The 25326-nt window shown below is 36.8% G+C and carries 15 protein-coding genes; 1 reads left to right on the forward strand and 14 read right to left on the reverse strand.

Features of this window, described 5'->3' with window-relative positions; translation table 11 throughout:
- Positions 1-46: 46 nt before the first annotated feature.
- The 8 genes from ACFSTE_RS05350 to ACFSTE_RS05385 all read right to left on the reverse strand — a co-directional run bounded on the left by ACFSTE_RS05350 (position 47) and on the right by ACFSTE_RS05385 (position 15448).
- Positions 47-3343, reverse strand: coding sequence for an amidohydrolase family protein (locus ACFSTE_RS05350; protein ID WP_378255557.1), 3297 nt, complete (start codon positions 3341-3343; stop codon positions 47-49).
- Positions 3344-3365: 22 nt separating this feature from the next.
- Positions 3366-5009, reverse strand: coding sequence for a M1 family metallopeptidase (locus ACFSTE_RS05355; protein WP_378255555.1), 1644 nt, complete (start codon positions 5007-5009; stop codon positions 3366-3368).
- A gap of 32 nt (positions 5010-5041) precedes the next feature.
- Entirely contained in the window at positions 5042-6376 is a 1335-nt protein-coding gene (locus ACFSTE_RS05360; RefSeq protein WP_378255553.1) for a M28 family peptidase, read from the reverse strand.
- 413 nt (positions 6377-6789) lie between these two features.
- Positions 6790-8088, reverse strand: coding sequence for a DUF4302 domain-containing protein (locus ACFSTE_RS05365; RefSeq protein WP_378255551.1), 1299 nt, complete (start codon positions 8086-8088; stop codon positions 6790-6792).
- A gap of 29 nt (positions 8089-8117) precedes the next feature.
- Positions 8118-9014, reverse strand: a complete 897-nt coding sequence (locus tag ACFSTE_RS05370) for a substrate import-associated zinc metallohydrolase lipoprotein (RefSeq protein ID WP_378255549.1) — start codon at positions 9012-9014, stop codon at positions 8118-8120.
- Between the two features lie 13 nt (positions 9015-9027).
- On the reverse strand, positions 9028-10506 hold the full coding sequence (locus ACFSTE_RS05375) for a RagB/SusD family nutrient uptake outer membrane protein (protein WP_378255547.1): 1479 nt from the start codon (positions 10504-10506) through the stop codon (positions 9028-9030).
- 11 nt (positions 10507-10517) lie between these two features.
- The gene (locus tag ACFSTE_RS05380) at positions 10518-14165 is read right to left on the reverse strand and encodes a SusC/RagA family TonB-linked outer membrane protein (RefSeq protein ID WP_378255545.1); all 3648 of its coding nucleotides are present in this window, start codon (positions 14163-14165) and stop codon (positions 10518-10520) included.
- Between the two features lie 134 nt (positions 14166-14299).
- Complete coding sequence (locus ACFSTE_RS05385; protein WP_176029743.1) at positions 14300-15448, reverse strand: FecR family protein; 1149 nt, start codon at positions 15446-15448, stop codon at positions 14300-14302.
- Between the two features lie 197 nt (positions 15449-15645).
- On the opposite strand from ACFSTE_RS05385, the gene ACFSTE_RS05390 reads away from it, so the two are divergent.
- Positions 15646-16125 carry an RNA polymerase sigma factor gene (locus tag ACFSTE_RS05390; RefSeq protein ID WP_378255543.1) on the forward strand — a complete coding sequence of 160 codons (480 nt, stop codon included), beginning with the start codon at positions 15646-15648 and terminating at the stop codon, positions 16123-16125.
- A gap of 178 nt (positions 16126-16303) precedes the next feature.
- Here ACFSTE_RS05390 and ACFSTE_RS05395 read toward each other — a convergent pair whose 3' ends face one another.
- From ACFSTE_RS05395 to ACFSTE_RS05420, 6 genes are all read right to left on the reverse strand, one after another.
- A complete protein-coding gene (locus tag ACFSTE_RS05395) occupies positions 16304-17077 on the reverse strand; it encodes a sugar-binding protein (protein ID WP_176029745.1) in 774 nt (257 codons plus the stop codon).
- Between the two features lie 112 nt (positions 17078-17189).
- Positions 17190-18995 (reverse strand): acyl-CoA dehydrogenase family protein, encoded by a 1806-nt coding sequence (locus tag ACFSTE_RS05400; protein WP_176029746.1) that lies wholly within the window; start codon positions 18993-18995, stop codon positions 17190-17192.
- Positions 18996-19073: 78 nt separating this feature from the next.
- Positions 19074-20264, reverse strand: a complete 1191-nt coding sequence (locus tag ACFSTE_RS05405; RefSeq protein WP_176029747.1) for an acetyl-CoA C-acyltransferase — start codon at positions 20262-20264, stop codon at positions 19074-19076.
- A gap of 43 nt (positions 20265-20307) precedes the next feature.
- Positions 20308-22713: a 3-hydroxyacyl-CoA dehydrogenase/enoyl-CoA hydratase family protein gene (locus tag ACFSTE_RS05410; protein WP_176029748.1), complete on the reverse strand. Its 2406-nt coding sequence runs from the start codon at positions 22711-22713 to the stop codon at positions 20308-20310.
- Positions 22714-22746: 33 nt separating this feature from the next.
- A complete protein-coding gene (locus ACFSTE_RS05415; RefSeq protein WP_176029749.1) occupies positions 22747-23184 on the reverse strand; it encodes a MarR family winged helix-turn-helix transcriptional regulator in 438 nt (145 codons plus the stop codon).
- Positions 23185-23365: 181 nt separating this feature from the next.
- Complete coding sequence (locus ACFSTE_RS05420; protein ID WP_176029750.1) at positions 23366-25150, reverse strand: AMP-dependent synthetase/ligase; 1785 nt, start codon at positions 25148-25150, stop codon at positions 23366-23368.
- Positions 25151-25326 lie beyond the last annotated feature (176 nt).

A 25326-nucleotide genomic window follows, 5' to 3' on the forward strand; every position in this document is an offset into this window, starting at 1 on the left:
CAACGATGTATAATTTTCTGTATTATTCAAACAATAACTGTTATGGTTAGTGATGTCCTACATGGCATCCGCAATTTCCTCGGCTAAAACTATGAGAAGTTTCGTGCCAGGGGAATGCGGTATTATAGCGAATATTTTCCCACCAGAACTGTGTTCTTTCTTTGGGATGATTTCCAATTTCATGCATGGTTTCTGTGTCATAAAGTCTTCCATTGACCATGGTATATCGTACAGAGACTGTATTTCTGATATGTTCCAATGGGTTTTTGTCCAATACGATGAGATCTGCCAGTTTACCTTCTTTTAGAGAGCCGATGTCATTTCCTGCGCCTATGTAACGAGCCCCATTAATAGTCGCAGCCTGTAATGCCTGATGATTGCTCATACCTCCCTGATGCAACATCCACAATTCCCAATGTGCTCCTAATCCCTGTAATTGACCATGTGCTCCCAGGTTGACCTTCACTCCTTCATTGGCTAATGCTGTGGTGGTTTTTGATACGAGAATATGACCGTTTTCGTATTCTTCATCCGGTACCATAGTACGGTGTCTGGCACGGGCATCTACTAAAGCTCTTGGGGTGTACTTTAATAATTTTTCATTTTCCCAGATGTTCTCTTTTTGATAGAAATAATACTCTCCGTTCATTCCCCCATAGTTGACAATCAATGTAGGGGTATAACCGGTTTTGCTGTGTTTCCACAATTCTTTTACATCTTTATAGACTTTGGTTACCGGAATGTTGTGTTCAATACCGGTATGTCCGTCCATAATCATTGTCATATTGTGATAAAAAGTAGAACCTCCTTCAGGAACAACATTAATTTTTTGTTCTCTGGCGGCCTGAATTACTTGTTGTCGCTGTTCTCTTCTGGGCTGGTTATAGCTTTTTACAGATTTGGCACCAAAAGCAGCAGTTCTGCGTATGGAAGATCTGGCATCCTCCAGAGAGTTAATAACAGCTTTGAAATCTCCATCAGCTCCATAAAGTATAAACCCGGTGGAGTAGAGACGGGGACCAACCATGGCTCCGCTTTTGATCAATTCAGAAATGGTAAAGACGGTTTCCGTATTGGCAGAAGGATCGTGCGCTGTGGTTACTCCAAATGCAAGATTGGCATATAACTGCCAGTGTTTTTGGGTAGTCAGTCCATATCTGAAGGCTCCTACATGAGCATGTGCATCTACAATTCCCGGCATGATCGTTTTTCCCTGACTATCGTATACCTTAGTTCCCTCGGGAAGGGATACTTCTGCCGTGGGACCAATTTTTTCGATTTTATTTCCGTGAATAAGAATGGTTCCATCTTCTATTACTTCTTCGTTCTCCATAGTAATAATCCGAGCATGGGTAAAAGCAATTCTTCCGGTAGGAGTGTCCGGGGTGTATGATAGTTTGATATCGATTCCTTTTTGAGTTGGAGGACCTACTTTCTCAGGAGAACCTTTCAGGAAAGTAAATCGGCTGTGTACCGGATTCGAAAAATAGGTATCTCCAAGACTCCAGTATACTGTTTTGCTATCGGTAGACCAGTGCAGGTTTATTCCGGCATCTGCTGCAATCTGTGTAACAGGAACTACAGTGGATTTAGGATCGATATTAATTTCCTTTCCATTTAAGACCAGGGGAGCGAGATAAGCTTTATGGAGATGGGTAAAAGCAATCCACTTATTGTCAGGACTGGGAACCAACCTGTTTGCATATTTGGAAGTGATATGCGTTTTTTGATCAAACCCGTCAATATTGACAGAGTGAAGTTTTTTAGTCAAACTCCCGAAATAGGTTCCTCCGGTCTGATAGAAAATTCTCTTTTCATCTTTAGAAAAAGTAGGGTATTCTCCTTCTTTACTGATTCGCTTAGGGTGTCCTCCGCTTAAGGATTGAAGGTAGATACCTGCTTTTTTTGTAAAACTACGTCCCTGGTCATTATTACCGCTCTCTTTTTTGTAAAGTATTTTTGTTTGTGTGGCATTGAATACTGGTGTTCTGAAAATTCCTTTTTCAGTAGAAAGTTTTGTGGGAGTTCCTCCGGTGATAGGAACGGTGTAAATGCTTCCCAGTTGTTCATCATTCCAGCTCACATAGATTACTGATTTTCCATCCGGGGAGAAACTCGGTTCGAATTCGAAGTCAGCACTGTTGGTCAATCGTTTCGGATTGCCTTTGGGGAGTGTTTTGATCCAGATATGACCTAATGCACTGAATGCAATGGATGTTCCGTCTGGAGCAGTAGTAATATTGCGAATGACTTTGGCATCTACAGTCTTGGGGGCTACAGGGCTATCATAATGAATGGTTTCTGCTATTTTTATAGCCGCATCAACCTGAAACGGAATGATTGTGGCTTTTTGTGTACGGATATTGATTCTGTGTAGTTTCCCTGCTGCCCAGAAGATGAGGTCTTCAGTGGCAGGAATCCAGCTGTAATTTGGATATACTCCAAAAATAGCCCAGGCTTCTTGCTGGTCTTTATCTAATTGGTCGTATATCGGCCATTCTTCTCCGGTTTCCAGATCGTGAATGTACAAAACGGTTTTGGTACGAACACGTTTGGTAAAAGCTAGTTTTTTTCCGTCGGGGGATACCTCAGGACGTGCAGCCCCTCCGGGTCCCCCTGTAATGGTAATTGTTTTCCCAGTTTTGAAATCATACCTTTTAATCACATAAATTTGTTTATTCGGGTCTTTGTTATATTGAAAATATCCTCCGGGATACATGTCTTCACTGTAATACAGATACCTGCCATCCGGAGATATGCAAGGTTCATTTACATCTTGCTGGTCATTTTTTCGTTTGGTTAGCTGTGTTCCACTACCCCCGGTGATATGATATTGCCACAGTTCTCCAGCTCCCATAGAGCGCTGAGAAGTGAAGTGTTTTCGGGCGATGAGGTAGTGCCCGTCCGGGGTCCATACGGCATTGTTTAACAAGCGGAATTGTTCCTTGGTGATTTGTTTGGCATGGCTGCCATCTGCGTTCATAATCCAAATATTATCTCCCCCTCCGGCATCACTGGTAAAAGATATTTTTGTCCCATCCGGGCTAAATTGAGGTTGGATTTCGAAGGGAATTCCCGTGCGAAGGGGAGTGGCTTTTCCTCCGGAAACAGGAATGGTATAGATGTCTCCCAACATATCAAAAACAATGGTCTTTCCATCAGGGCTGACATCGAGATTCATCCAGGTTCCTTCATCCGTACTAAAAGAATGTGTTTGATAATTAAAAGCTTCTCCGGGATGAGCAACATCCCACTTATCCGGGTTGCTTTCTTTTTTCTTTTTTTGTGCATTTGCTCCCAGAGAACAAATAAAAAGAAGGGTGAAAAGGGTTCTTATAAACATGGTTTGTGTATTTGATCTACTATTATATTTTTTTAGTGTCTATATAGAAGTTAGGGTCTATTTGTATTTGATCTTCTTTGATAGGTAAGGTATTCCACTGAGCAGAAGGTTGAATCCACTTCACACGATCCCCGATATGAATGCGTATCGGCATATCAAAATCAGCTACAATACGGGTGTATCGATAGGATAGCTGTCCTTCGTTAATTTTATATTCGAGCAGCGGGATTCTGGTATCTCTGAGGTATTGATTAAAAAAAGCACACAGGTCGATCTTGGTTTCTTTACTCAGGAAATTTTCAATTTGGGTGGTGGTAACAGTCTGATGATAAAAGGTCTTATTTATTTTGCGAAGAATGGCTCTCCACTGTTCATCATTATCTACCAGTTGTCGTAGTGTATGCAGCATATTGGCTCCTTTGTAATACATATCACCGGAGCCTTCGTGATTGACATTATAGGCACCGATAATAGGACGGTCATTTCTGATGGATTTTCGGGTGCCAATCACATATTCGGAAGCGGCTTTTTTTCCATAGTAATAGTCCAGAAAAATATTTTCTGAATAGGCTGTAAAACTTTCATGAACCCACATATCTGCAATATCTTTATTGGTAATGTTATTGGCAAACCATTCATGACCAGCTTCGTGGATAATGATAAAGTCAAACTTTAACCCCCATCCGGTACCTGATAAGTCAGTTCCCAGATACCCGTTTTGATATTTATTTCCATAGGTAACAGAGCTTTGATGTTCCATCCCCAGGTAGGGAACTTCTACGAGCTTAAAACTGTCTTCATAAAAAGGATATGGACCAAACCAATGTTCGAATGCTTTCATCATCTTAGGAGCGTCTTTGAACTGTTTTTTTGCTTTGTCGAGATGATCCCTCAATACGTAGTAATCCATATCTAAGGTTCCTTTCTCGCCTTCGTATTTTTCGCCAAAATGGACATAGTCTCCTATGTTAATATTAACCCCGTAGTTATTGATCGGGTTATTGACAAACCAATGATAGGTTTTGGTTTTATTGGGATGTTCTTCTACTTTTCTCAGTCTTCCATTAGATACGTTTACCAGGTTTTTAGGAACAGTAACGCTGATAAGCAGACTATCTACTTCATCGTACATATGATCTTTATTTGGCCACCAGACACTGGCACCAAGACCCTGACAGGAAGAGGCTATAAAATGGTTGTTATTGGCATCTTTCTTCCATGAAATTCCACCATCCCAGGGAGCCCGGACTGCTTCCTTCGGTGTCCCGCTATAATGCACTACGATAGTATTAAGGTTGCCTTTCTTTTGTTTTTCAGGGAGTGTTACAAAATGCGCATTTCCCTCTGATACGACGTTGAGTTCCTGTTCGTTCTGGGTTACTTTTTCAATGTGTAAAGGGGGTTGTAAATCAATCTGCATGCGATTGCTAGGAGCCAGTACCTTATAAGCAATCGTATTTTTTCCTTTGATTGATTTCCGATCCGGATCTACTGCTATCGCTAGGTGGTAATAGGTGAGATCCCACCATGCTCTTTCGGGAGTAATGCTTCCTCTTAGCGTATCCTGACGCGAGAATTGCTGCTCTGAATGATTAAAAAGATGGGTTTGTGCTTTTACCGTTAGGGTAAAAACAAAGAAAAAAATAAGTTGTAAAACTTTTTTCATGTATTCGTATTTATTAGAGAGGGATTATTTATTTAAAAAGTTTCTGAAGGGAATACTACCGGACTTTCAAATCCATTTTTAGCAACAGCAGCGATGCCAAAGAAATAGTTATCAATAACAATTCCCTTTAGGGTATACTGATCTACATTTCCTACAAATTTGTGATGATCCCAGGTAGGGGAGGTGGTATCTCTCCAGTATATTTTATATCCGGCAATAGCGGGATCGGTACTTTTGGTCCATTTGAATTTTGCTGCGGGGGCTACAATCCCTCCTATTTGTACATTTTCAGGAACCGGAGGTGCCCAGGCCAAAGAGGCGAGGTTGATGGCATTGACTGCAGTTAGCTTAGCAGCATATTCAAAATTGACATGCTCGACCACATCGCCGTATTGGATACCGTTTTCTGTACGGATGTCTTGATGTTGTTGTGTATAGTTCTCATGGGCTTCCATGATACGAATTCCTGCATACCCGAGATCATTAAACGGTCTGTGGTGACCTCCTCTTCCGAATCGATCCAGTCGGTAGATCATCATAGGGTTCATTTCCGGCATATACATTTTGACATTGTTGTGTACATAGCGGGCGAGTTGCCTGGAGATTCCATCAACTTCACCTCCATAGAATCGTCGTTTTTTTCTTTTGGACTCGGAATCTGTCGGGTCTGTTGGTTCTGAAAAAATTCTAAAGGAACGATTGTCAATGACTCCATCGACTCCTTTAATATTACCGATCATATCATTGTTCAGGATGCCTATAATCTCCCAGTTATTCTTTTGGGCATACCGGGCTAAGCCCGCTCCTCCAAACAATCCTTGTTCTTCTCCGGATAATCCGACATAGATAATACTATTCTCGAAAGTATACCTGGATAACACCCTGGCTGCTTCTAATGTGCCAGCCATACCACTAGCATTGTCATTGGCTCCGGGAGCATCTGTGGTATAGTCCATCGTATCACTGGCTCTGGAGTCGATATCTCCACTCATGATAATATAGCGATTGGGGTATTTGCTACCTCTCTGAATTGCTAAAACATTAACCACCCAGGCATCTTTGGGAACTCTTTTTCCCATATCAGTGGTCACCAGATCTTTTTGATAAAAAACCTCCAGGCAGTTATTGCATAAGGCAGCTGTCTTTTCGAATTCTTTTTTAATCCATCTTCGGGCAGCTCCGATACCTCTGGTATCAGATAGGGTATCACTAAAGGTATTTCTGGTTCCAAATCCTGCGAGTGTTTTGATATCGCTTTCTATACGCTTAGCGGATACTTGATCTATAATATCATATAGTCTGCTATCTGTTTGAGCGGTTAACAATAGGGGCGATATCAGGAAAATACTAAGAAATACAGTTTTCATTTTGTGAATAATTAATCGCACAATTTAATTAAATTGAATTAATATGTGGGTTTTGTTAACATTTTTATAAGATCATAAAAGGTTTCCTGAATTTATTGAAGGTATGATAAAAAATAAAAAAGTGGAGAATTCTTTTGAATTCTCCACTCTGGGGGTATCTAAAGCTAGTATACGTAATAACAGATTGGTTAACTAAATAGAATATATACTTGTTGGGCTTGTGTTATAATAAACAGCAAAATGAGAGTTGAGTATGTGTGTATATGGATTCTATTTCTATGGCAATTATTCCACTCTTATTATCAGTATCATTGATATAGTGTTCAGTTCAGTTTCAACATAAGTTTTCATCAATGTTTCGCTTTAAATAACAGGGCTTTCCTTAGGGAAAGAAAGCCCTATTGTGTTACTAATTATATTCCGTATACAGAAAATCTAAAACTAGGATTTGCAGCATTTGTCAACAAGTATGATGGGTTATTTGTAAACCTGCTTTCATTCGTTTTTTCTATATAAAATCCTTGTGGATTAAATAATACTCCAAGCATGTTATTGATAGGAGTTGGATCTCCCACGATTTGCTGAAAATTAAATATAAATCGCTCGTTCTCTACTATTTCAGTAGTGAATATTACAAAGGTCTGACTTCCATCATTCATTCTAAACTGGAAATAGGAAATCCCTCCATTTGCAGCATCATCAAATCTAATATCTAACCTATTAAAAGAACTGGCTAATCCAAGGTTAAGAAATTCATCTGATGTGCTTTGTAAATAATTAGCTGAGGTGTTATCAAAATATATATAAAACTTAAAATCATCCTTAAAGGTATTAACAGCTGGGAAATATAAAAGACCAGGTGTTATACTATGAGTAATGATACTATTCAAGTCTCCATCGGCAGATACAAATATATTATCAGCCGCATCATATGTAAAAGTATGTATACTTTGTCCAGCTACTTCTAATGGAGTGATAAAATTAAACCCATCTTTAGTAATGATTATAGGGTATTCTTTTGTTTCGATAACATTTCCTGCACCTAAGTAAGAGATAGTAGCAACTCTAGAAAAACTGTCGAAGGTGAAAGAACCAGTTAGTATATTTTCATCTGCACTGTTCTTAACGATGATACTTCGGAAATAAAGAGAGGTTTCATGTCCGTCTTTTATTCTATTATCTAATCCTTGTAATGATTTAATAGCTTCTTTATCTTCTGCGGTTGCTTTGATTAGGGAAATTTTTGATTTTTCATCTCCCTGATCGGTCTTACTTTTTAATGTTACTTTATTTTCTGTAACATCATCAAATAAGAATTCGAATTCTGCGCCTAAACCAAAGTCACGCCCTAAGAATAAATCGTGAAAAACAGTGGAGTTCTCGAATATTAATTCCGGGAAGTGTCCAACGCCCACGCGAAAGGTTGAGGGAAGGTCTCCCTCTCCATTATTAACATCGGATACAATCTCTACCGTATCATCTTCATTAAATTTTAAAAAGATATTATATATCCCAGTGTTATCTTCTGGTTGGTATGCTACTTTCCATCCAAATTCAGAAGATACCAAGGTCTTTTTATAGCTATCTAGTTGTGCTGCCACACGAGTATCAATATCAGAATCGAATAGTGGCGCTACGTCATTATCATCACTACAAGCAAAAAAGCATAGTGAAATAATAAGAAGTGTATATGTTTTAAAGTTTTTTATCATTTTTTTTACTTTATAACGTGAAAATTTCACTAGTTAATACTTTTCAAAAATTCGTCTCTTAGCTTTATAAGATCAATTCCAACATCTTCACTCATATATTTTACTACGACATCATACTTTTGTTTGATTCGCTCTCTTCCTTTGTTTCTATCCAGACAATCTTGTCCTTCTCCTGTACAGTCTTCGGGAGTAATGTATTTCTCATCAAACTCTTCTGGGGTAGTAGTAATAATCGTAGCAATTAATTCTGCAAAATCTTCCCCTACAGCTGATGTTCCGTATGGGGTAACCATTCCACGAGTAATAGCGTCATTTTCTGTTATAGAGAACCAAGTACCATTAGAGGTATAATCATCTCCAGAAATTTGATAAAAGGCTTCTATGTCGAAGTTAAAATTCTGATCAATAATATGTGCAAATTCATGGTGGAGTGTATGAAATGTTTGTATTATCCAGGCATTGTTTCCAGGAGCGTAATTATTAGCCTGAGTAAGGGTTACTCGTACACCGGAATCAGCTGTTCCTAATACAATTGTTCCATCTCCATTAAAAAGGGGAGATCCCAGAATTACAATTTCTCCAGGAAAAAACTTTTTAAGAAAAGCTTCTCCCTGATCAGAGGCTTGATTATAAGGCTCTATCCAGGCTTGTTTAATCAATTCGGCAATAGGCTTAACGACTTCTTTTTTAGGTGGGACAGCCTTATATCGCTGATCGATATATCGGTCTATAAATTTATAAATGATTACAGAACCATAAGGGTCTCTGAATTCTTCTTTTAAATAAACATCTAGAGGATCCGTAGATTCTATTTCTTCAAACAGGTCTACAGGTTGTATTGTTTCTTCTCGTGTACATCCCAGAATGGCAGTAACACAAAGAACGAAAAATACTATTTTTTGTAATGACATAATATGTGTTTTCATAATTAGCAATATTTTATCGAGGATTAGGTGTTAATCCAAAAGAGATAGCATCTCTTGGTATTTGCACGGCTCTTCTCAGATCATTGGCAGGTAATTCTACTGTTTCTCCACCTTCACTAACAGGAAGAATATGGGTAACAGGTATGTTATGCCTTTTTATATCGAACCATCGTAATCCATGGAACCAAAATTCTTTTTTTCGTTCATCCAAAATAAGGCGTAACATACCTTCTGTTTCATCAGTAGCGTCATAATAACTGGTAATGGCAGCTATATTGGTATAGGTTTGCCCTCTGTATCTATTTTCTGCGATTATATTAATATCAGATAAAGCAGCATCCTGATTCCCTAAAAATAAATTCGCTTCAGCTCTGTTAAATAAGACTTCTTCTCCTTTTAATACTACTTCGATATGGTAAGGACGAACACTGTTAGAGCTTAAGTTTTCTCTAAAGGTATATTCCCAAATTCTGGGCAGATATATCCCATTAGATCCTATAGTTCCAAACAAATCATCTCTAATATCATTTATTCCTAATTGATTTTGATATACCTCAGAAAGTTGATTACTAGTTAGCCTGAACCCTCGATTAACTCTGGTGTAGAGGCTAAACTTTTGAATAACCAATAGATTACTAGGATCAGAAGGGTCTTCGTGCTTATTCGCAGTTTCCTGAAAGTTAGCACCTGTTATTTGAGTATAATCTTTGATATAAGTAGCTGGTGATCCATCAAAAAATAAATCGCTGTATTTTTTGCAATTCGCATAATCTTTTTTCCATAAATAAAACCTGGAAGCAAATGCTAATGCCGCTTTTTTGGTAAAATGATATTTTTTAGTTCCGATAAAGAATTTATCGTTGATTAAAGATAATCCTTCCAATAAATCTTTTTCTACTAAATCATATACTTCTTTTACGGTATTACGGGTATAGGAAGGTAAAAATTCAGTTTCAGGAGATGTGATATATGGTACCCCAAGATTTGTAGCTGCATTTTGATCATAATGTAAACCAAAAATATTAACTAACATAAAATGATGGTATGCTCTTGATAGTAAAGCTTCTCCTTTAATTGCATTTTTTTTGTCTTGTTCTCCTTCTAGGTTGTCAATAATTGCTAATACTTCATTTGTTTGAGCAATAGCAGCATAAGATCGATCCCAGTAAAAAGTTGGGGTTTCCTGAAAGATATCATTAACTTCTTCCCATTTGTATAATTGTCGGTCCTGATTTGTTATTATATTTCCTCCGGTATCTTGTACAATACCATTTCCATCTGGATTTCCGGTAGGACCAGCAAGGTCTGTATATGTTTCAGTAAAGAGAAAACTTGCTTGTGAGTATGAATCTGCTACTACCTTGGCGGCTTTGTCTAGGGTATTTAATTCCAGACGATCATCTGGAGACTCTTCCAAATAACTATCACAACTAACAAAAGCGATAGAAAGAAAGAGAGGGAGTATATATGAATATATTGTATGTTTTTTCATAATTTTTCTTTTTAGAATCCAACATTTAGAGATACTGTAATCGTCTTAGCTAATGGTAGTGCAGCACCTCCTGTATTAAAGAATTCAGGATCCTGTCCTTGTAGCTTATCATCAGAATACAATAAGAATAAGTTCTCTCCTTGTACACGTACTTTCGCAGATGACAATCCTAGCTTCTGAGCATAACTTTTAGGAACAGTATATCCTAGTGCAATCGATCGCATTCTGGCATATGTACCGTCGGCAACTCTGATATCACTGTTATTATACAGGTCATATGCGTTGTCATTTCTTAAAATATCTCTGGTAATTCTTCTATCGAGAATAGCAGGAATGTTTGTGGTATTTTCATCACCAGGAAGTGACCATCTGTTGATTAATTCTTGAGGTAAAGAGTTAAAATCAGTGTATCTAGAGTCAAAATTGCTGTTCAATCTGATTTTATAATCAAATTTAAAAGAAATATTAGCGGCTAATGTAAAGTCTCCAAAGGTAAAGGTATTGGTTAATCCACCTGCTCCTCTTGGTTGTGTTGGTCCTTCATACTTTAATATTTTCTCGATATCTTCTCTATCCTGTAAGTTGATATTGGTTACCCGATTATTATCAGCGTCAAAGAATGTTGGGATTCCAAATTCATTTAATCCGGCAAATCTGGTAGAATATAGGGCAGAAATTTCTCTTCCTGTAAAAGGAGCTCCTGTCGAAGTTATTAAATCTACTAACCTAGGATTAAAACGAAGTTCTGTAATTTTTTCTGTATTATATCCTACATTAAAATTAGTAGTCCATGAGAATTTAGGCGTTTTAATATTTACCGTTGACAGTGCAAATTCATACCCATCAACTTTTAAATCTGCATAGTTTCCTGTTTTAAAGGCTTCTCCTCCGACTCCACTGGTCTTGATCAGCCCTATAAGGTCAAAAGAATTACGTTTGTAGTATCCGATTTCACCAGCGATTCGGTTATTAAAGAACCCAAATTCAAGACCAGTACTAAATTCTTTTAGTTTTTCAAAGGTCAAATCATTATTCTCTAGGGATCTGATTCCTATTACACTTTCTACGTCTTGTGGGCGCAATGGTACACGAGCTCTTAGATCCAAAGAGGCACTGGTTAATGGTCCTCTTCCTCCTGATAGTCCATACGTAGCTTTTAACTTAAGATTGTTTATCCAATCCGCATACAAGAAATCTTCTTTATGAATATTCCATGCCCCACTAATGTTATAGTTGGTTAAATAACGTGCTTTACTGCTGGATCCTTGTAAGTTAGATCCATCATATCGTAACGTTCCGTTTAAGGTATATTTGTTCTTTAAGCTATATCCTGCATTAAAGAAGAAACCTACAAAACGATCTCTAAAATTTCTAATGCCAAAGTATTGATCTCTGCTATCTGTTAATTGGTCAATAGCGTCTGGGTTGGTATTTACAATATATCCATTATCATATGAGATACCAAAACCTGTATATTCTCTACTTTGTCTGGTGGTAGATTTAACCTCTTGCCCTAATAGAAATGAAAAAATATTATTGTCATTTAATTTTGGGTTCCAGGTAATAGCATTTCTAAGGTATGCATAATCTAATACATCTTCATTATAAATATTTAATCCACCTTCTGGTAAGATAGAATATCGAGGTCTTCTGGGATTATCCTGATCCTGATATAAAAACGGGTTGATATTGATTAAGACACCGTCATCAGCCCGATAAGCTTCTGCTTGATTCGAGTTGTCTCCAATTATATGCTCCCGTTGTGTAATTGCCTTTCTATAGTTAAAAGTGGAACTAAATGAAAGATTGTCTTTTATCTGATAGTTCAGATCGGTCTGGAATGTAATATCCGTAACATCAATATCAATGAAATTATTTCTTAGTTCGTGGATGATATTGAACGGTGCATAGTTCTTTCTGAAGAATTCCAGGTTTCCATTTGCGTCATAAGGAGTTACACTTCTACTATTAGTCAGAGAAAAGCTAAATGGGTTGATGTCAAATTCCCTTTCGAATTCTCCTGTAATAGAATTTAATTCTCTGTCATTTGTTCCCGGAGCTCTCTGATCTCTGATGCTTCCTACAATAGAGGTTCCTAATGTAAGTTTATCTGATAGATTAAATTTAGTATTTAGTCTGGCGGTATAGCGTTGTACCTCATCTCCGATCGTCTGTCCTTCATCATTTAAGTAACTTAAAGAAAAGAAGTATACAGCATCATCACTACCTCCAGAAATGTTTAAAGAGTGATTTTGTTGTATAGAAAGGTCATTAAATAATGTTTTAAACCAATCGGTGTTTGCTGTTTGATACCTTCTGAAATAATCATTGTCTAATTCTCCGTTAGGACCAACAGGGGCTTCATTCGTAGCTCTCAGGTTATAGTACTTCCCAATTACTCCGTAAGATTCAGCACGCTGAGCAGTGGTTAGATCGATTAATCCTTTATTAACCAGTTCTGCATATACAGATAATTCCTGCTGAGAGTTTAGTACATTAAAGTTATTATATCGAGGACGTAATCTATGAGAGAAACTACTGTTGTAGTTGATTCTCATCTGTCCTTTTTTACCATTTTTAGTGGTAATTACAATTACCCCGTTTTTAGCTCTGGCTCCGTACAAAGCGGTAGCAGAAGCATCTTTTAGAATGGAGAAAGATTCAATATCATCCGGGTTGATCCCAGCACTAGAGGATCCGATAAGAGAATTGATATCTCCTGAAGAAAGATCATCCTGATTTAATTCTACATTGTCTTCCAGGATTACTCCATCGACTACCCAAATAGGATTGTTATTACCATTAATAGAAGTATTACCACGAATTCGAATTCTTGGAGAAGCTCCAAAAGAACCAGAAACGTTATCTACCACAACTCCGGCATCTTTTCCTTCTAGCATTCTAGAAGCATCAGACACTCCATCTATTTTTACATCTTCTAATTTTAAACGAGTGGCTGCTCCGGTAAATAAGCGACGGTCGATTTTTTTATAACCATCTGTAATGATTACTTCATCAAGTGCCTCTACAGATTCTTTTAAAACAACTTTTAACTTCTTTTGATTGGTGATTGTAATCTTCTGGGTTTCAAAACCAAGGTTTTCTATAACTAACACATTGGCTTTGTTTACTTTTATTACAAACATCCCGTCAAAATCAGTAACTACCCCTTTTGAAGTTCCTTCGATACTTACGGTGGTACCTGGGATAGGGGAGCCGTTTTTATCAACTACCTGTCCTTTGATCTCGATTAGATCTTGAATTTCTTTTAATCGATTTTGTATTTCTCTATCATTAATATTGCTTTTGAATAGTACGATTTGTTTATCTACTATTTTATAAGAAATATTCGTGTTTTTTAGCGCTTTGTCTAAAATATATCCTATTTTTTGCTTTCTGGCTTTTAAGGTGATTTTTCTTTTAAGATTTACTTCAGAATTTTTATAAAAAATTTTGAATTCTGTTTTTTTCTTAATTAAGTCAAAAACTTTTTCAACACTTATATTGTTGATATCCATGCTTATTCGGGTGTTTTGCGAATAAGAGCTGGCATTTATTCTTAAAAGCGACACAAACAGGAGTAGTACTGTTAGCCTCATTTTTAAACTGAGTTTAGATTTAATTACACTTCTAGTGTAATTCTGTCTATTTTTTTTCATATTTTTAATATGATTTAATGATTTTGAACCGTTATTAAATTACAATTTTTCTAAATCGAGGAATGTTGCAGCATTTCTCGATTTTTTTCTTTTATGTCAATTTTTTTTCATGCATCCTTTCTTTTTTTGTTTTTTTATGGGTTAATTATTATCTGGTTTTCCTTTATTTCGTAGCTAAACAGGGTGTTACTTCTAAAAGTATTTAAAACATTTTCAATACTTTCTGTATCAAATTGCCCTGTGAATTTTTCCTTTTTAATAGTTTCATTATTGATAGTGATCTCTACATCATACGAACGTTCCAGTTTTTTCATGATATTTTCGAAACTTTCATTTTTGAATAGTAGGATATTATCAATCCATGCAATATATTGGCTAACATCTACTTGGCTGATTTTGATCTTTTTTCCAACACTACTAATCCTTGCTTTTTGATTAGGAGAAAGTCGTTTATCTGTATGTTGATCAAAACGCTCTTTGTCTTTAAACACACCAACACTTCCTTCTATTAATACCACTTCAGAAAAAGAATCATTCGCATATGAAGAAACATTAAATTCCGTACCGAATACTTCTGTATTAATTCCGTTAGTAGCTACAATGAATGCATCTTCAGGATTTTTGGCAACCTTAAAATAAGCTTCTCCTTCCAGAGATACTTTTCTGGTAGTACCAGCTATAAAACTAGAAGGGAATGTCAATGTCGATCCGGCATTGATATGTACAATGGTTCCATCTGATAATTCAATTTGTAGTTTTCTGCCTTTAGGAACTCTTAATGTGTTAATAATCACTTCCTCTAGTTCATTTTGCTGCTGGTAGGTAAGTTTGCTTCCTTTTTGTACACTTACCGTCATTCCATTTTCGTCTTTGATTTCTTTAAAAGTATCTTCGACTTTGATCATACTGACACTACCATCGCTAAGCTCTAAGCTTATTTCTGTAGTAATATCTTCAAGCTTTAATTCTGTTTTATCAGTAAAGAAGGTTGTGCAAAAAGCAATTCCAACAATTGCAGCAGCATATTTGGTGTACTGACCAAGTCTGGAAATAAACCCTCGGGTATTATTTTTCTTTTGTATGAAGTTGGAAAAAGCTTTGTCTTTATCAAAATCATTTTTCCCTAATTGAACATAGTGATCAGTAACGGCATATTGTTTAAATAATTCTCGATTTTCTTTTTCTTTTAACCAGGTATTAAACAGGGCTGTCTCCTCCTCAGATAATTCTCCGTTGAGGTATTTTATTATTTGATTTATTTCTAAATCTTTCCCTTTTTCCATTGTTAATAATTGTCTATATTTATAGCTAAGACTGTTAATTTTTTCAATACCCTTATTTTTTAGTTAAAAATTTTAATATTTATTTAAATTTGCCGTGACTTTTTGTTAATCTAGCGTTAAATTTTAGCTATTAAAAAAACATACTACTCATAGAAAATAATACCCAAATAGAAGAATTAAAAAAAGGAAATGAGTTTGTGTATAGGCATATTTATGATCTGTATTACAATGAGTTATGTTTGTATGTGCTAGGATATACAAAAGAGCGGGCACAGGCAGAAGACATTGTTCAGAATGTGATGTTGAGTGTCTGGAAAAACAGGAAAAAACTTAAGGTAAAAACTTCTTTAAAAAGTTATTTATATAAGTCGTGTTATTATGAATTTGTTGATTCATATAAAAAAAGAAGGAATGAATTAAGCTTTATCGATCAAACAAAAATGGAAGTGTTGGATGTCTTTATAGAAGAAGATGATGAATACATTCAGAAACGGATAAAAGATGTACATGCGGAAATAGAAAACCTCCCTCCAAAATGTAAGCATGTTTTTGTGTTGGCTAAATTTCAGGGACTGAGGTATAAAGAGGTAGCAGAGCAACTAAATATCTCCGTAAAAACAGTAGAAGGACAAATGACAAAAGCAATGACAAGATTAAAAGATAGGTTAGGACGTTAATTAATTTCTTCTATTGTATATAGACCATATGAATACACAGGTCACAGATAAGTTTATACTAAATCATGTGTAAAATACATAAAGAGATCATGGGGAATTGATATGCGAAAAAGCCTCACCTTCCCTAATAAAATAAATTGACAGGTACTTACTATTTATTAATAGGGGGAATAATGAGTTATTCCTTTAATACAAGAGTTCCAAAGGTGTTTGCGTTGTTTTTTAAGGATTGGTATTCTTCTTCATAAATAAAGACAGAGCCAATTTTGGAAGTGTCCGATGAGGTGTCTACATCGTTATATGCGATCATAAAACCTAATTTTTGATCTTTTTGCAATATGACCTGATCATTGACACCGTTTTCTTTATAAGATTGATCATATATCGTAATCTTAAATTCCCAGGTAGTTACATCATTAAAGGAGTTTTTCTGGGATTGTACATGATGATTGTAGAAAAGAAGTGCCCCTTTAGGATCAAAACCGATTACATTACCGTCAGGCGTAATGGTATAATTAAAAATATTATGTTGTTCAGGGAATTTTCCTCCAGAATTATCCTGATCAATAAATAGTTGGATATAATCATTTCCCTCTGGAGTATAGGTGTGTTTATTGATAAGGGTATCATCTTTGATCTCCACCAAAAGGTATAATGCTTCCGAGGTCCAACTCATTTTATACCGGGCAAAAAAGTCAGAGAAGGAATACGCTGCTCCTGACCATTTTTGATCAATAGCATACCATTGGGTGTTGTTCCAGATAGGATCATTTTTTGATCCGTCTATATCCGGGGCAATAATTGCTTTTTTTATATCCCTGAGTTGATGATCAACTTTTTTGTAGGTTTCCTGGTCTGATTGAGCAATAAGGGAAAAAGTAGTATGAGTGGTTCTTTCTTTACAGGCAAAAAGGCTGGCAATAATGAGAATAAGTGCTGTTTTTTTTAGCATAAATAGAAGGTTTCTGTAGTACAAAAATAAAAAAGCGATCTTTACTTTTATAATTAAAGTAATGACCGCTTTCGAAATTTAGAATTAAAAGCTTTTTATAACTGATTATCTGCTATGAAAAGTGGTATCCATTTTCCTTTGCTACACTATCTGCAATACATTTTCGTAATTCGACAATGTTAGGATGTGTAGGGTATTTGGTAAAGCGTTTTAATCCCATTAGCATCATACGTTGCTCGTCTCCTTCAGCAAAAGATACGATGCCTTCTTTGGCTTTTTGAGTAATCGTATCTACTGCATTATAAAGGTATAACTGTGCCATGGCAATTTGTACCTTTTGAGAATCTTCTCCATTTCGTTTGGCATTTTTCTCTGTTCTCAAAATAGTAGATTCTGCCATGTATATTTCAATCAAAATATCAGAAGCTGCTAAAAGAAGCTGTTGGTGTTCTTCTAGTTGCGGACCGTATTTCTGAATTGCAGCTCCTGCAACCATTAAGAATACTTTCTTTAGTTTCCCGATCAATTCTTTTTCCATAGAGAAAAGAGCACTGTAGTCAGGGGTGTCAAAAGAAGGAATTCCTGTTAGTTCATCGGCTACTTTCATGGCAGGATTTAAAAGATCTACATGACCTTTCATTGCTTTTTTTATAAGCATCCCGATAGAGAGCATTCTGTTGATTTCATTAGTTCCTTCATATATTCTAGAGATACGGGCATCTCTCCAGGCAGACTCCATAGGGGTATCTGCAGAAAACCCCATTCCTCCAAAAATCTGAATCCCTTCATCTGTACAGTTTTGTACGTCTTCGGATACAGCTACTTTGAGAATTGAACATTCAATAGCGTATTCTTCTACTCCTTTTAATTCAGCTTCCTGATGAGAGTTTCCTTCTTCTTGTCTGATAGCAATACGATCTTCGATATTTTTGGCAGCTCTATAGCATGCAGATTCATCAGCGTATGCGTTGGTCGCCATTTCTGCAATTTTTGCCTTAATAGCACCGAAATTCATGATTGGAGTTTTGAATTGAATTCGTTCGTTGGCATATTTAGTTGCCTCATCAATAATTCTTCGTTGGGCATCAAGACATGCAGCGGCTAGTTTTATACGTCCTACATTCAGGGCATTCATGGCAATTTTAAAACCATTTCCTCTTTCTGAAAGCATGTTTTCTACCGGGACTTTTGTATTGCTAAAAAATACTTGTCGGGTAGAGGAGGAGTGTATTCCCAGTTTCTTTTCTTCATCTCCGAGAGAGATTCCATTAGAAGGATCATTTTCTACAATAAACCCGGTGATATTTTTATCGTCTTCTATTCTGGCAAATACAATAAACAGATTGCAAAACCCTGCATTGGAGATCCACATTTTTTGACCAGAAATAAGATAGTGAGATCCATCATCAGAAAGTACAGCCTTTGTTTTTCCGGAGTTGGCATCAGATCCTGCTCCCGGTTCTGTCAGACAGTAAGCTCCAAACCATTCTCCACTGGCTAATTTTGGAACATATTTGCTTTTTTGTTCTTCATTTCCATATAAAGTAATTGGCATGGTCCCAATACCTGTATGGGCGCCAAATGCGGTACTAAAAGATCCTGTAGCACCAGATATATAATCGCAGACCAGCATGGTTGAAACAAATCCCATTCCTAGACCTCCGTAAGCTTCAGGAACAGCAACTCCAAGGAGCCCTAGTTCTCCGGCTTTTCGCATACACTCTTCAGTAAAAGCGTAGTCTTTTTTCTCAAAACGCTCCCAGTGTGCCCATAGTTCTCTGTCTACAAACTCTTTGGCACTGTCACGCATCATTCGTTGCTCTTCAGAAAAATCTTCAGGCGTAAATACGTCTTCGCAATTTGTTTCTTTTACAAGGAATTGCCCTCCTCTTAGAATATCTTTTTTTGTTGTACTCATGGTATTTAATTTTTTTAGTATAGATTCCTGAGAATCTATTAGTGTTGTAAATAGAATTATTGGCTGACTGAGGTTGTTTTAGTTCAAAAACTCATATACTCCAGCCGCTCCCTGACCTGTTCCTACACACATAGTAACCATTCCGTACTTTCCTTGCATGTTTCTTTTTCTCATTTCATCAAATAACTGAACAGATAACTTTGCACCTGTACAACCAAGTGGGTGTCCTAATGCGATGGCTCCTCCATTAACATTGACAATTTCCTGATTGAGGTCTAACTCCCTCATAACAGCGAGTGATTGAGAAGCAAAAGCTTCATTCAATTCTATCAGGTCTACATCGTTTTGCTGTAATCCGGCCTGCTTTAATACTTTAGGGATCGCTTTTACAGGACCTATCCCCATAATTCTGGGTTCTACTCCGGCAGCTGCATAATTGACAAGCCTGGCAATTGGTTCTATATTAAGTTCTTTTACCATCTCTTCGCTCATTACTAATACGAAAGCAGCTCCATCACTCATCTGAGAAGAGTTTCCGGCGGTAACACTACCTCCAGCAGCAAATACAGGTCTTAGTTTGGCAAGCACTTCTGTACTGGTTCCTGCTCGGGGTCCTTCGTCTTTGGTTACCGTATACGATTTTGATACCTTTTTACCATTCTCATCAACATATACCTGATCTACGGTAATGGGGACAATTTGATCTTTAAAACGATCTTCTGCCTGGGCTTTTAAGGCTTTCATGTGAGAATTGTAGGCAAATTCATCCTGATCTTCTCTCGAAACCTTGAACTGATTTGCGACAGCTTCTGCGGTAAGTCCCATACCCCAGTAGTAATCTTCATTTCCGGCAGCTGCTACCGAATAATCAGGAGTCGGTTTATATCCTCCCATTGGAATATAAGACATGCTTTCTGCACCTCCGGCAATGATACAATCTGCCATTCCTGATTGAATTTTTGCGGTAGCCATTCCAATAGTCTCAATCCCGGAAGCACAGTATCTGTTGACGGTTACTCCAGGAACATCTTCTACTTTTAGCCCCATAAGTGATATTAATCGGGCGACATTCAGTCCTTGCTCTGCTTCTGGCATAGCATTTCCGACGATGACATCATCAATTCTGGTTTTGTCCAGATTTGGTAATTCTTTCATCATATGTTCGATAGTTTCAGCAGCTAATTCATCTGGTCTTTTGAATCTAAAGACTCCTCTGGGGGCTTTCCCTACTGCTGTTCTATATGCTTTTACTATATATGCTGTTTTCATTTTTGAAAATAGATTTTAGAGGTTGTTAAAAAAACAAAGTTTATTAGTTACGTAGCGGCTTTCCTTTCTTAAGCATATGCTCAATACGTTCTAAGGTTTTACGCTCTGTCGTTAGCGATAAGAAAGCTTCTCGCTCTAGGTCTAATAAATATTGTTCGGATACCAGGGATGCTTCTGACAGATCTCCTCCAGCCATCACATACGCAAGTTTATTCGCGATCTTTTTATCGTGTTCTGATATGTATTTTCCTGCCTCCATAGAATCAGTTCCTACCAGGAACATTCCCAGGGCTTGTTTACCTAATACTTTTACATCTTTTCTTCGTACGGGCTGTGTATATCCCTGCTCAGCCATTAGTTTGGCATATGCTTTAGCGGTAGCAATCTGTCGGTTTTTATTGACCACGACGATATCTTTCCCATGTTGGAGGATATTCGTATCATATGCCTCATATGCAGAGGTAGAAACTTTTGCCATTCCTATAGTCAGGAAGTGCTCCTGAAGGCGGTTTAGTTCTACATCGTTTTTCTGGAAAGTATCAGCGGCTCTTAAGGCCATTTCTTTAGATCCTCCTCCTCCCGGGATAACTCCTACACCGAATTCTACCAATCCGATATAACTTTCTGCCGCCGCAACTACTTTATCAGCATGTAACGTCATTTCACATCCGCCTCCGAGAGTCATTCCATGAGGAGCAACAATGGTTGGAATTGAAGAATACCTAAGTCTCATGCAGCTATCCTGAAAGTATTTTACGGCCATATTTAACTCATCGTACTCTTGTTCTACAGCCATCATAAATATCATGGCGATATTGGCTCCGACGGAGAAATTCGCTCCCTGATTTCCTACTACTAACCCTTGAAAATCTTTCTCAGCAATATCAATTGCTTTGTTTAATCCGGCAAGAACGTCTCCTCCTATAGAGTTCATTTTACTCTGGAACTCCACATTGAGAATTCCATCTCCCAGATCTTCAACAACAACTCCGCTATTTTTGAATACAGCAGAAGATTCTCGAATATTATCAAGTATGATAAAGGCATCTTGACCAGGAACTTTTGTCTGTTTTTTAGATGGGATATCATAGAAATAAGTAGCTCCTTCTTTTACGGAATAAAAAGAAGTATTTCCAGAAGTAATCATATCATTAATCCATCCGGCAGCTTCATATCCTTCTGCTTTCATGATGTCTAACCCTTTTTCTACCCCGATAGCATCCCATATCTGAAATGGTCCGTGTTCCCATCCAAATCCAGCTTTCATAGCGTCATCTATCTTATAAAGCTCATCTGTAATCTCAGGAATTCTATTGGATACATATGCAAAAAGTGCAGCAAAGGTTTTTCTGTAAAACTCTCCTGCTTTGTCTTTTCCGGTAACCAGTACTTTGAATCTATCTATAACAGCATCAATAGTTTTTGTCAACTCTAGCGTAGCAAATGAGGCTCTTTTTTTGCTGCGATATTCCAAGGTGTCCAGGTCGAGAGAAAGGATTTCTTTTTTTCCGTCTTCTGTTACACTTTTCTTATAGAAACCTTGCTTTGTTTTGCTTCCTAGCCATTTGTTTTCCATCATAGTTCCTATAAAACCAGGAAGAGAAAATAGAGTATGGCGTTCATCATCAGGACAGTTTTCTGCAATACCATTGGCAACATGTACTAATGTATCAAGTCCTACAACATCTACAGTTCTAAATGTAGCCGATTTTGGACGACCAATAACAGGACCGGTTAATTTATCAACTTCTTCTATGGTTAGTCCCATATCCTTAACCATATGGAATAAACTCATAATACTGAAAATTCCAATTCTGTTCCCTATAAATGCAGGCGTGTCTTTTGCGACAACTGAGGTTTTTCCCAGATATTGTTCTCCATATCCATTAAGAAATGAAAGTACTTCTTCTGAGGTTTGAGGTCCTGGAATAATTTCGAAAAGCTTCAGGTATCTAGGAGGGTTAAAGAAGTGAGTACCACAAAAGTGTTTTTGGAAGTCGTCGCTTCTTCCTTCACTCATAAATTTAATAGGAATCCCTGAAGTGTTCGATGTAATGAGGGTTCCGGGCTTTCTGTGTTTCTCTAAGGTCTCAAAAACCTGTTTTTTTATATCTAATCGTTCAACAACTACTTCTATAATCCAGTCAACGTCTCCTACTTTTGCGATATCGTCTTCTAAATTACCTGTAGTAATTCGACTGGCAAATTTTTTGTGATAAATAGGGGAGGGTTTCGATTTTAATGAAGCTGTAAGTGCATCATTAACTAATCGGTTACGGACTACTTTATCAGATAAAGACAATCCTTTGCTCTTTTCTTTTTCATTTAATTCTCGGGGTACAATGTCTAGCAATAAGACTTCTACTCCGATATTAGCAAAATGACAGGCAATTCCCGATCCCATAATCCCTGAACCGATAACTGCTACTTTTTTTATAGTTCTTTTCATTTCTAACTACGAGTTGTTACTATGTTACGATTTTTATTTTGTGTATATTTTTTTAGAAGCGATCAAATCATTAATTGATTGAAAAACTTCCAAGAATATTTCTAATTTTTCTGGGGCTATATGTTCTTTTACAGCGTTGTCAAAAGCAAAAACTACTTCTTTGGAAAACTCTCTCATTTCCAAACCAAATTGAGTGAGGTAGATCAATACGCCACGACCATCTTGTGGGTTTTTTTTTCGGTAGATCAGCCCTTTTTCTTCCATGGTTTTAAGCGTTCTTGATAGACTGGTAGCTTCCATGCCCATTTTTGGACCTAATGAGGTGGAAGGAGTCCCATTTTCCGGGTCAATACTGATTAATGCAAACCCAGTGGCCATTGTACTTCCTTTTTTGCTGGCTTCTTCGTTATACATTTTAGCTACAGACATCCAAGTTGCACGAAGTACATAGTCAATTGTTTTTTCTCTCATTCAATAACTTTATTATAGGGTAAATATACTAAAATTTATTATGCATGCATAATAAATTTCTTTTAAAATAAGAGAAAAATAAAAAATATTGGGTGAATACTACTAATTTAATAAAAAAACTCCCTGATTATTAGGGAGTTTGTTAAATTATAGTTAAAAATAAACTAGATGTTGTTCGTGACTAGATAGTATTGTCACCATAGATCTTGATGTACAGCGCCTTGTACTTTTCCTTTATGACACGCCTTTTTAATTTCATAGTAGGAGTGAGGTGTCCTGCATCGATACTCCATTCTTCAGGGGTTAATTCGAATCTTTTAATTCGTTCCCATTTTCCAAATTTTTCATTATAGTGATCTACTTCTTCCTGATAACGATCAATAACAGTTTGGTTTGTAATAAAATCTTCTTTAGAATTTCCGATATCAAGTCCTTTTCGTTCTGCCCAATCTTCTAGAAATTCAAAGTTTGGTTGAATAAAAGCTGCCGGCATTTTTTCTCCTTCTCCGATCACCATAACCTGCTCTATAAAACGCGATTGTTTCATCATGTTTTCTATAACCTGTGGAGCAACGTATTTTCCTCCGGATGTTTTGAACATTTCCTTTTTTCGGTCGGTGATTCTAAGGAATCCTTCACTATCTACTTCTCCGATATCTCCGGTATGGAAATATCCATTTTTTAAGACTTCATTTGTCTTTTCCGGGTCTTTGTAATATCCCTGCATTACCTGAGGTCCTTTTATCAGGATTTCTCCGTCTTCTGCAATTTTGACTTCAGTTTCGGGAATTAACTTTCCTACGGTTCCTATTTTGAATCCATTATCTCTCAGGTCATTTACAGAGATAACCGGAGAGGTTTCTGTGAGCCCGTATCCTTCCATTACTGCAATACCTGCTGCATTGAATACACGTGCTAATCTGGGTTGTAATGCAGCACTACCAGAAGCAATGATTTTTAAGTTACCACCAAGTGCTTCTTGCCATTTACTGAAAATCAATTTTCTAGCAAGACCTAGCTTTTTCTCATATAACCATCCGTTAGCCTTATAAGGTTTGTATTGTAATCCCAGGTTTACCGCCCAGAAAAACAAAGCTTTTTTAACTCCGGTGAGATCCGTTCCTTTCGCTATAATTTTATCATAGACTTTTTCCAAAAGACGGGGAACTGCCGTCATTACATCTGGTTGTACCTCTTTCAGGTTATCACTAATTGTTTCTATAGATTCAGCAAAATAAATAGAAACCCCACGGTATTGATATAAGTACAATAACATGCGTTCATAAATATGACATACAGGTAGAAAACTTAATGATTTAGCTTGTCCTTCAGTGATAGGAAATCTACAGGAGCTGTTTAAGGCATTACTGACAATGTTTTTATGGCTCAATAGTACACCTTTAGGTCTTCCGGTAGTACCAGAAGTGTATATAATGGTAGCAATATCATCTTCTTTTACGGCTGCCATAAGCGCGTCTACTTCTCCCTGGTTGCTATCGTCTTTACCAAGCTCTAATACTGTATCCCAATTGGAGCAACCTTCAATTTCTGTAAATGAATATACTTCCTGTAGTGAGGGGACATTCTTTTTGATATTGTTTACTTTGTCGAATACTTCTTTATCAGAAACAAAACAGTATTTGGATTCTGAATGATTTAATACGTATTCATAATCTTCCTGAGAAATGGTAGGGTAAATGGGAACATCTTGTGCTCCTATCTGTAAAATACCGATATCAACAATATTCCATTCGGTTCGGTTATTAGTAGAGATAATAGCAATCTTGTCATTTGGTTTTACTCCTAAGCGCAATAAACCTCTGCTTATTTGATTTGCTTTTTCTATATATTCTTGGGTGGAGGTAGCAACCCATTTATCATTATACTTTGTAACTAAAGCTTCCTTTAGGTTGTATTTTGCTAATTGGTAATGCGGAAAATCGAATAATCTGGTAATCTTAGTCATAATTTGTTTTAAAGTATTATGCGTGCATAGTTTCGCAAAATATAAATAAATCTTAAAAAAACAATCTAATATATAAAAAAAGGAGCTATTTTTTAATAACTCCTTTGGTTAATTGCCGATTTTGTTTCGAATTTTTTAATCTGAAAAATCAGAGAAAATCCTATAATTTTAAAGCT

It is taken from the genome of Aquimarina hainanensis (assembly GCF_042684685.1).
Classification (GTDB): Bacteria; Bacteroidota; Bacteroidia; order Flavobacteriales; family Flavobacteriaceae; genus Aquimarina; species Aquimarina hainanensis.

What these genes read in the sequence shown, in the direction of transcription:
- ACFSTE_RS05350 (WP_378255557.1), bottom strand. Translation starts at nt 3,343, where the DNA reads ATGTTTATAAGAACCCTTTTCACCCTTCTTTTTATTTGTTCTCTGGGA.
- ACFSTE_RS05355 (WP_378255555.1), bottom strand. Translation starts at nt 5,009, where the DNA reads ATGAAAAAAGTTTTACAACTTATTTTTTTCTTTGTTTTTACCCTAACG.
- ACFSTE_RS05360 (WP_378255553.1), bottom strand. Translation starts at nt 6,376, where the DNA reads ATGAAAACTGTATTTCTTAGTATTTTCCTGATATCGCCCCTATTGTTA.
- ACFSTE_RS05365 (WP_378255551.1), bottom strand. Translation starts at nt 8,088, where the DNA reads ATGATAAAAAACTTTAAAACATATACACTTCTTATTATTTCACTATGC.
- ACFSTE_RS05370 (WP_378255549.1), bottom strand. Translation starts at nt 9,014, where the DNA reads ATGAAAACACATATTATGTCATTACAAAAAATAGTATTTTTCGTTCTT.
- ACFSTE_RS05375 (WP_378255547.1), bottom strand. Translation starts at nt 10,506, where the DNA reads ATGAAAAAACATACAATATATTCATATATACTCCCTCTCTTTCTTTCT.
- ACFSTE_RS05380 (WP_378255545.1), bottom strand. Translation starts at nt 14,165, where the DNA reads ATGAAAAAAAATAGACAGAATTACACTAGAAGTGTAATTAAATCTAAA.
- ACFSTE_RS05385 (WP_176029743.1), bottom strand. Translation starts at nt 15,448, where the DNA reads ATGGAAAAAGGGAAAGATTTAGAAATAAATCAAATAATAAAATACCTC.
- ACFSTE_RS05395 (WP_176029745.1), bottom strand. Translation starts at nt 17,077, where the DNA reads ATGCTAAAAAAAACAGCACTTATTCTCATTATTGCCAGCCTTTTTGCC.
- ACFSTE_RS05400 (WP_176029746.1), bottom strand. Translation starts at nt 18,995, where the DNA reads ATGAGTACAACAAAAAAAGATATTCTAAGAGGAGGGCAATTCCTTGTA.
- ACFSTE_RS05405 (WP_176029747.1), bottom strand. Translation starts at nt 20,264, where the DNA reads ATGAAAACAGCATATATAGTAAAAGCATATAGAACAGCAGTAGGGAAA.
- ACFSTE_RS05410 (WP_176029748.1), bottom strand. Translation starts at nt 22,713, where the DNA reads ATGAAAAGAACTATAAAAAAAGTAGCAGTTATCGGTTCAGGGATTATG.
- ACFSTE_RS05415 (WP_176029749.1), bottom strand. Translation starts at nt 23,184, where the DNA reads ATGAGAGAAAAAACAATTGACTATGTACTTCGTGCAACTTGGATGTCT.
- ACFSTE_RS05420 (WP_176029750.1), bottom strand. Translation starts at nt 25,150, where the DNA reads ATGACTAAGATTACCAGATTATTCGATTTTCCGCATTACCAATTAGCA.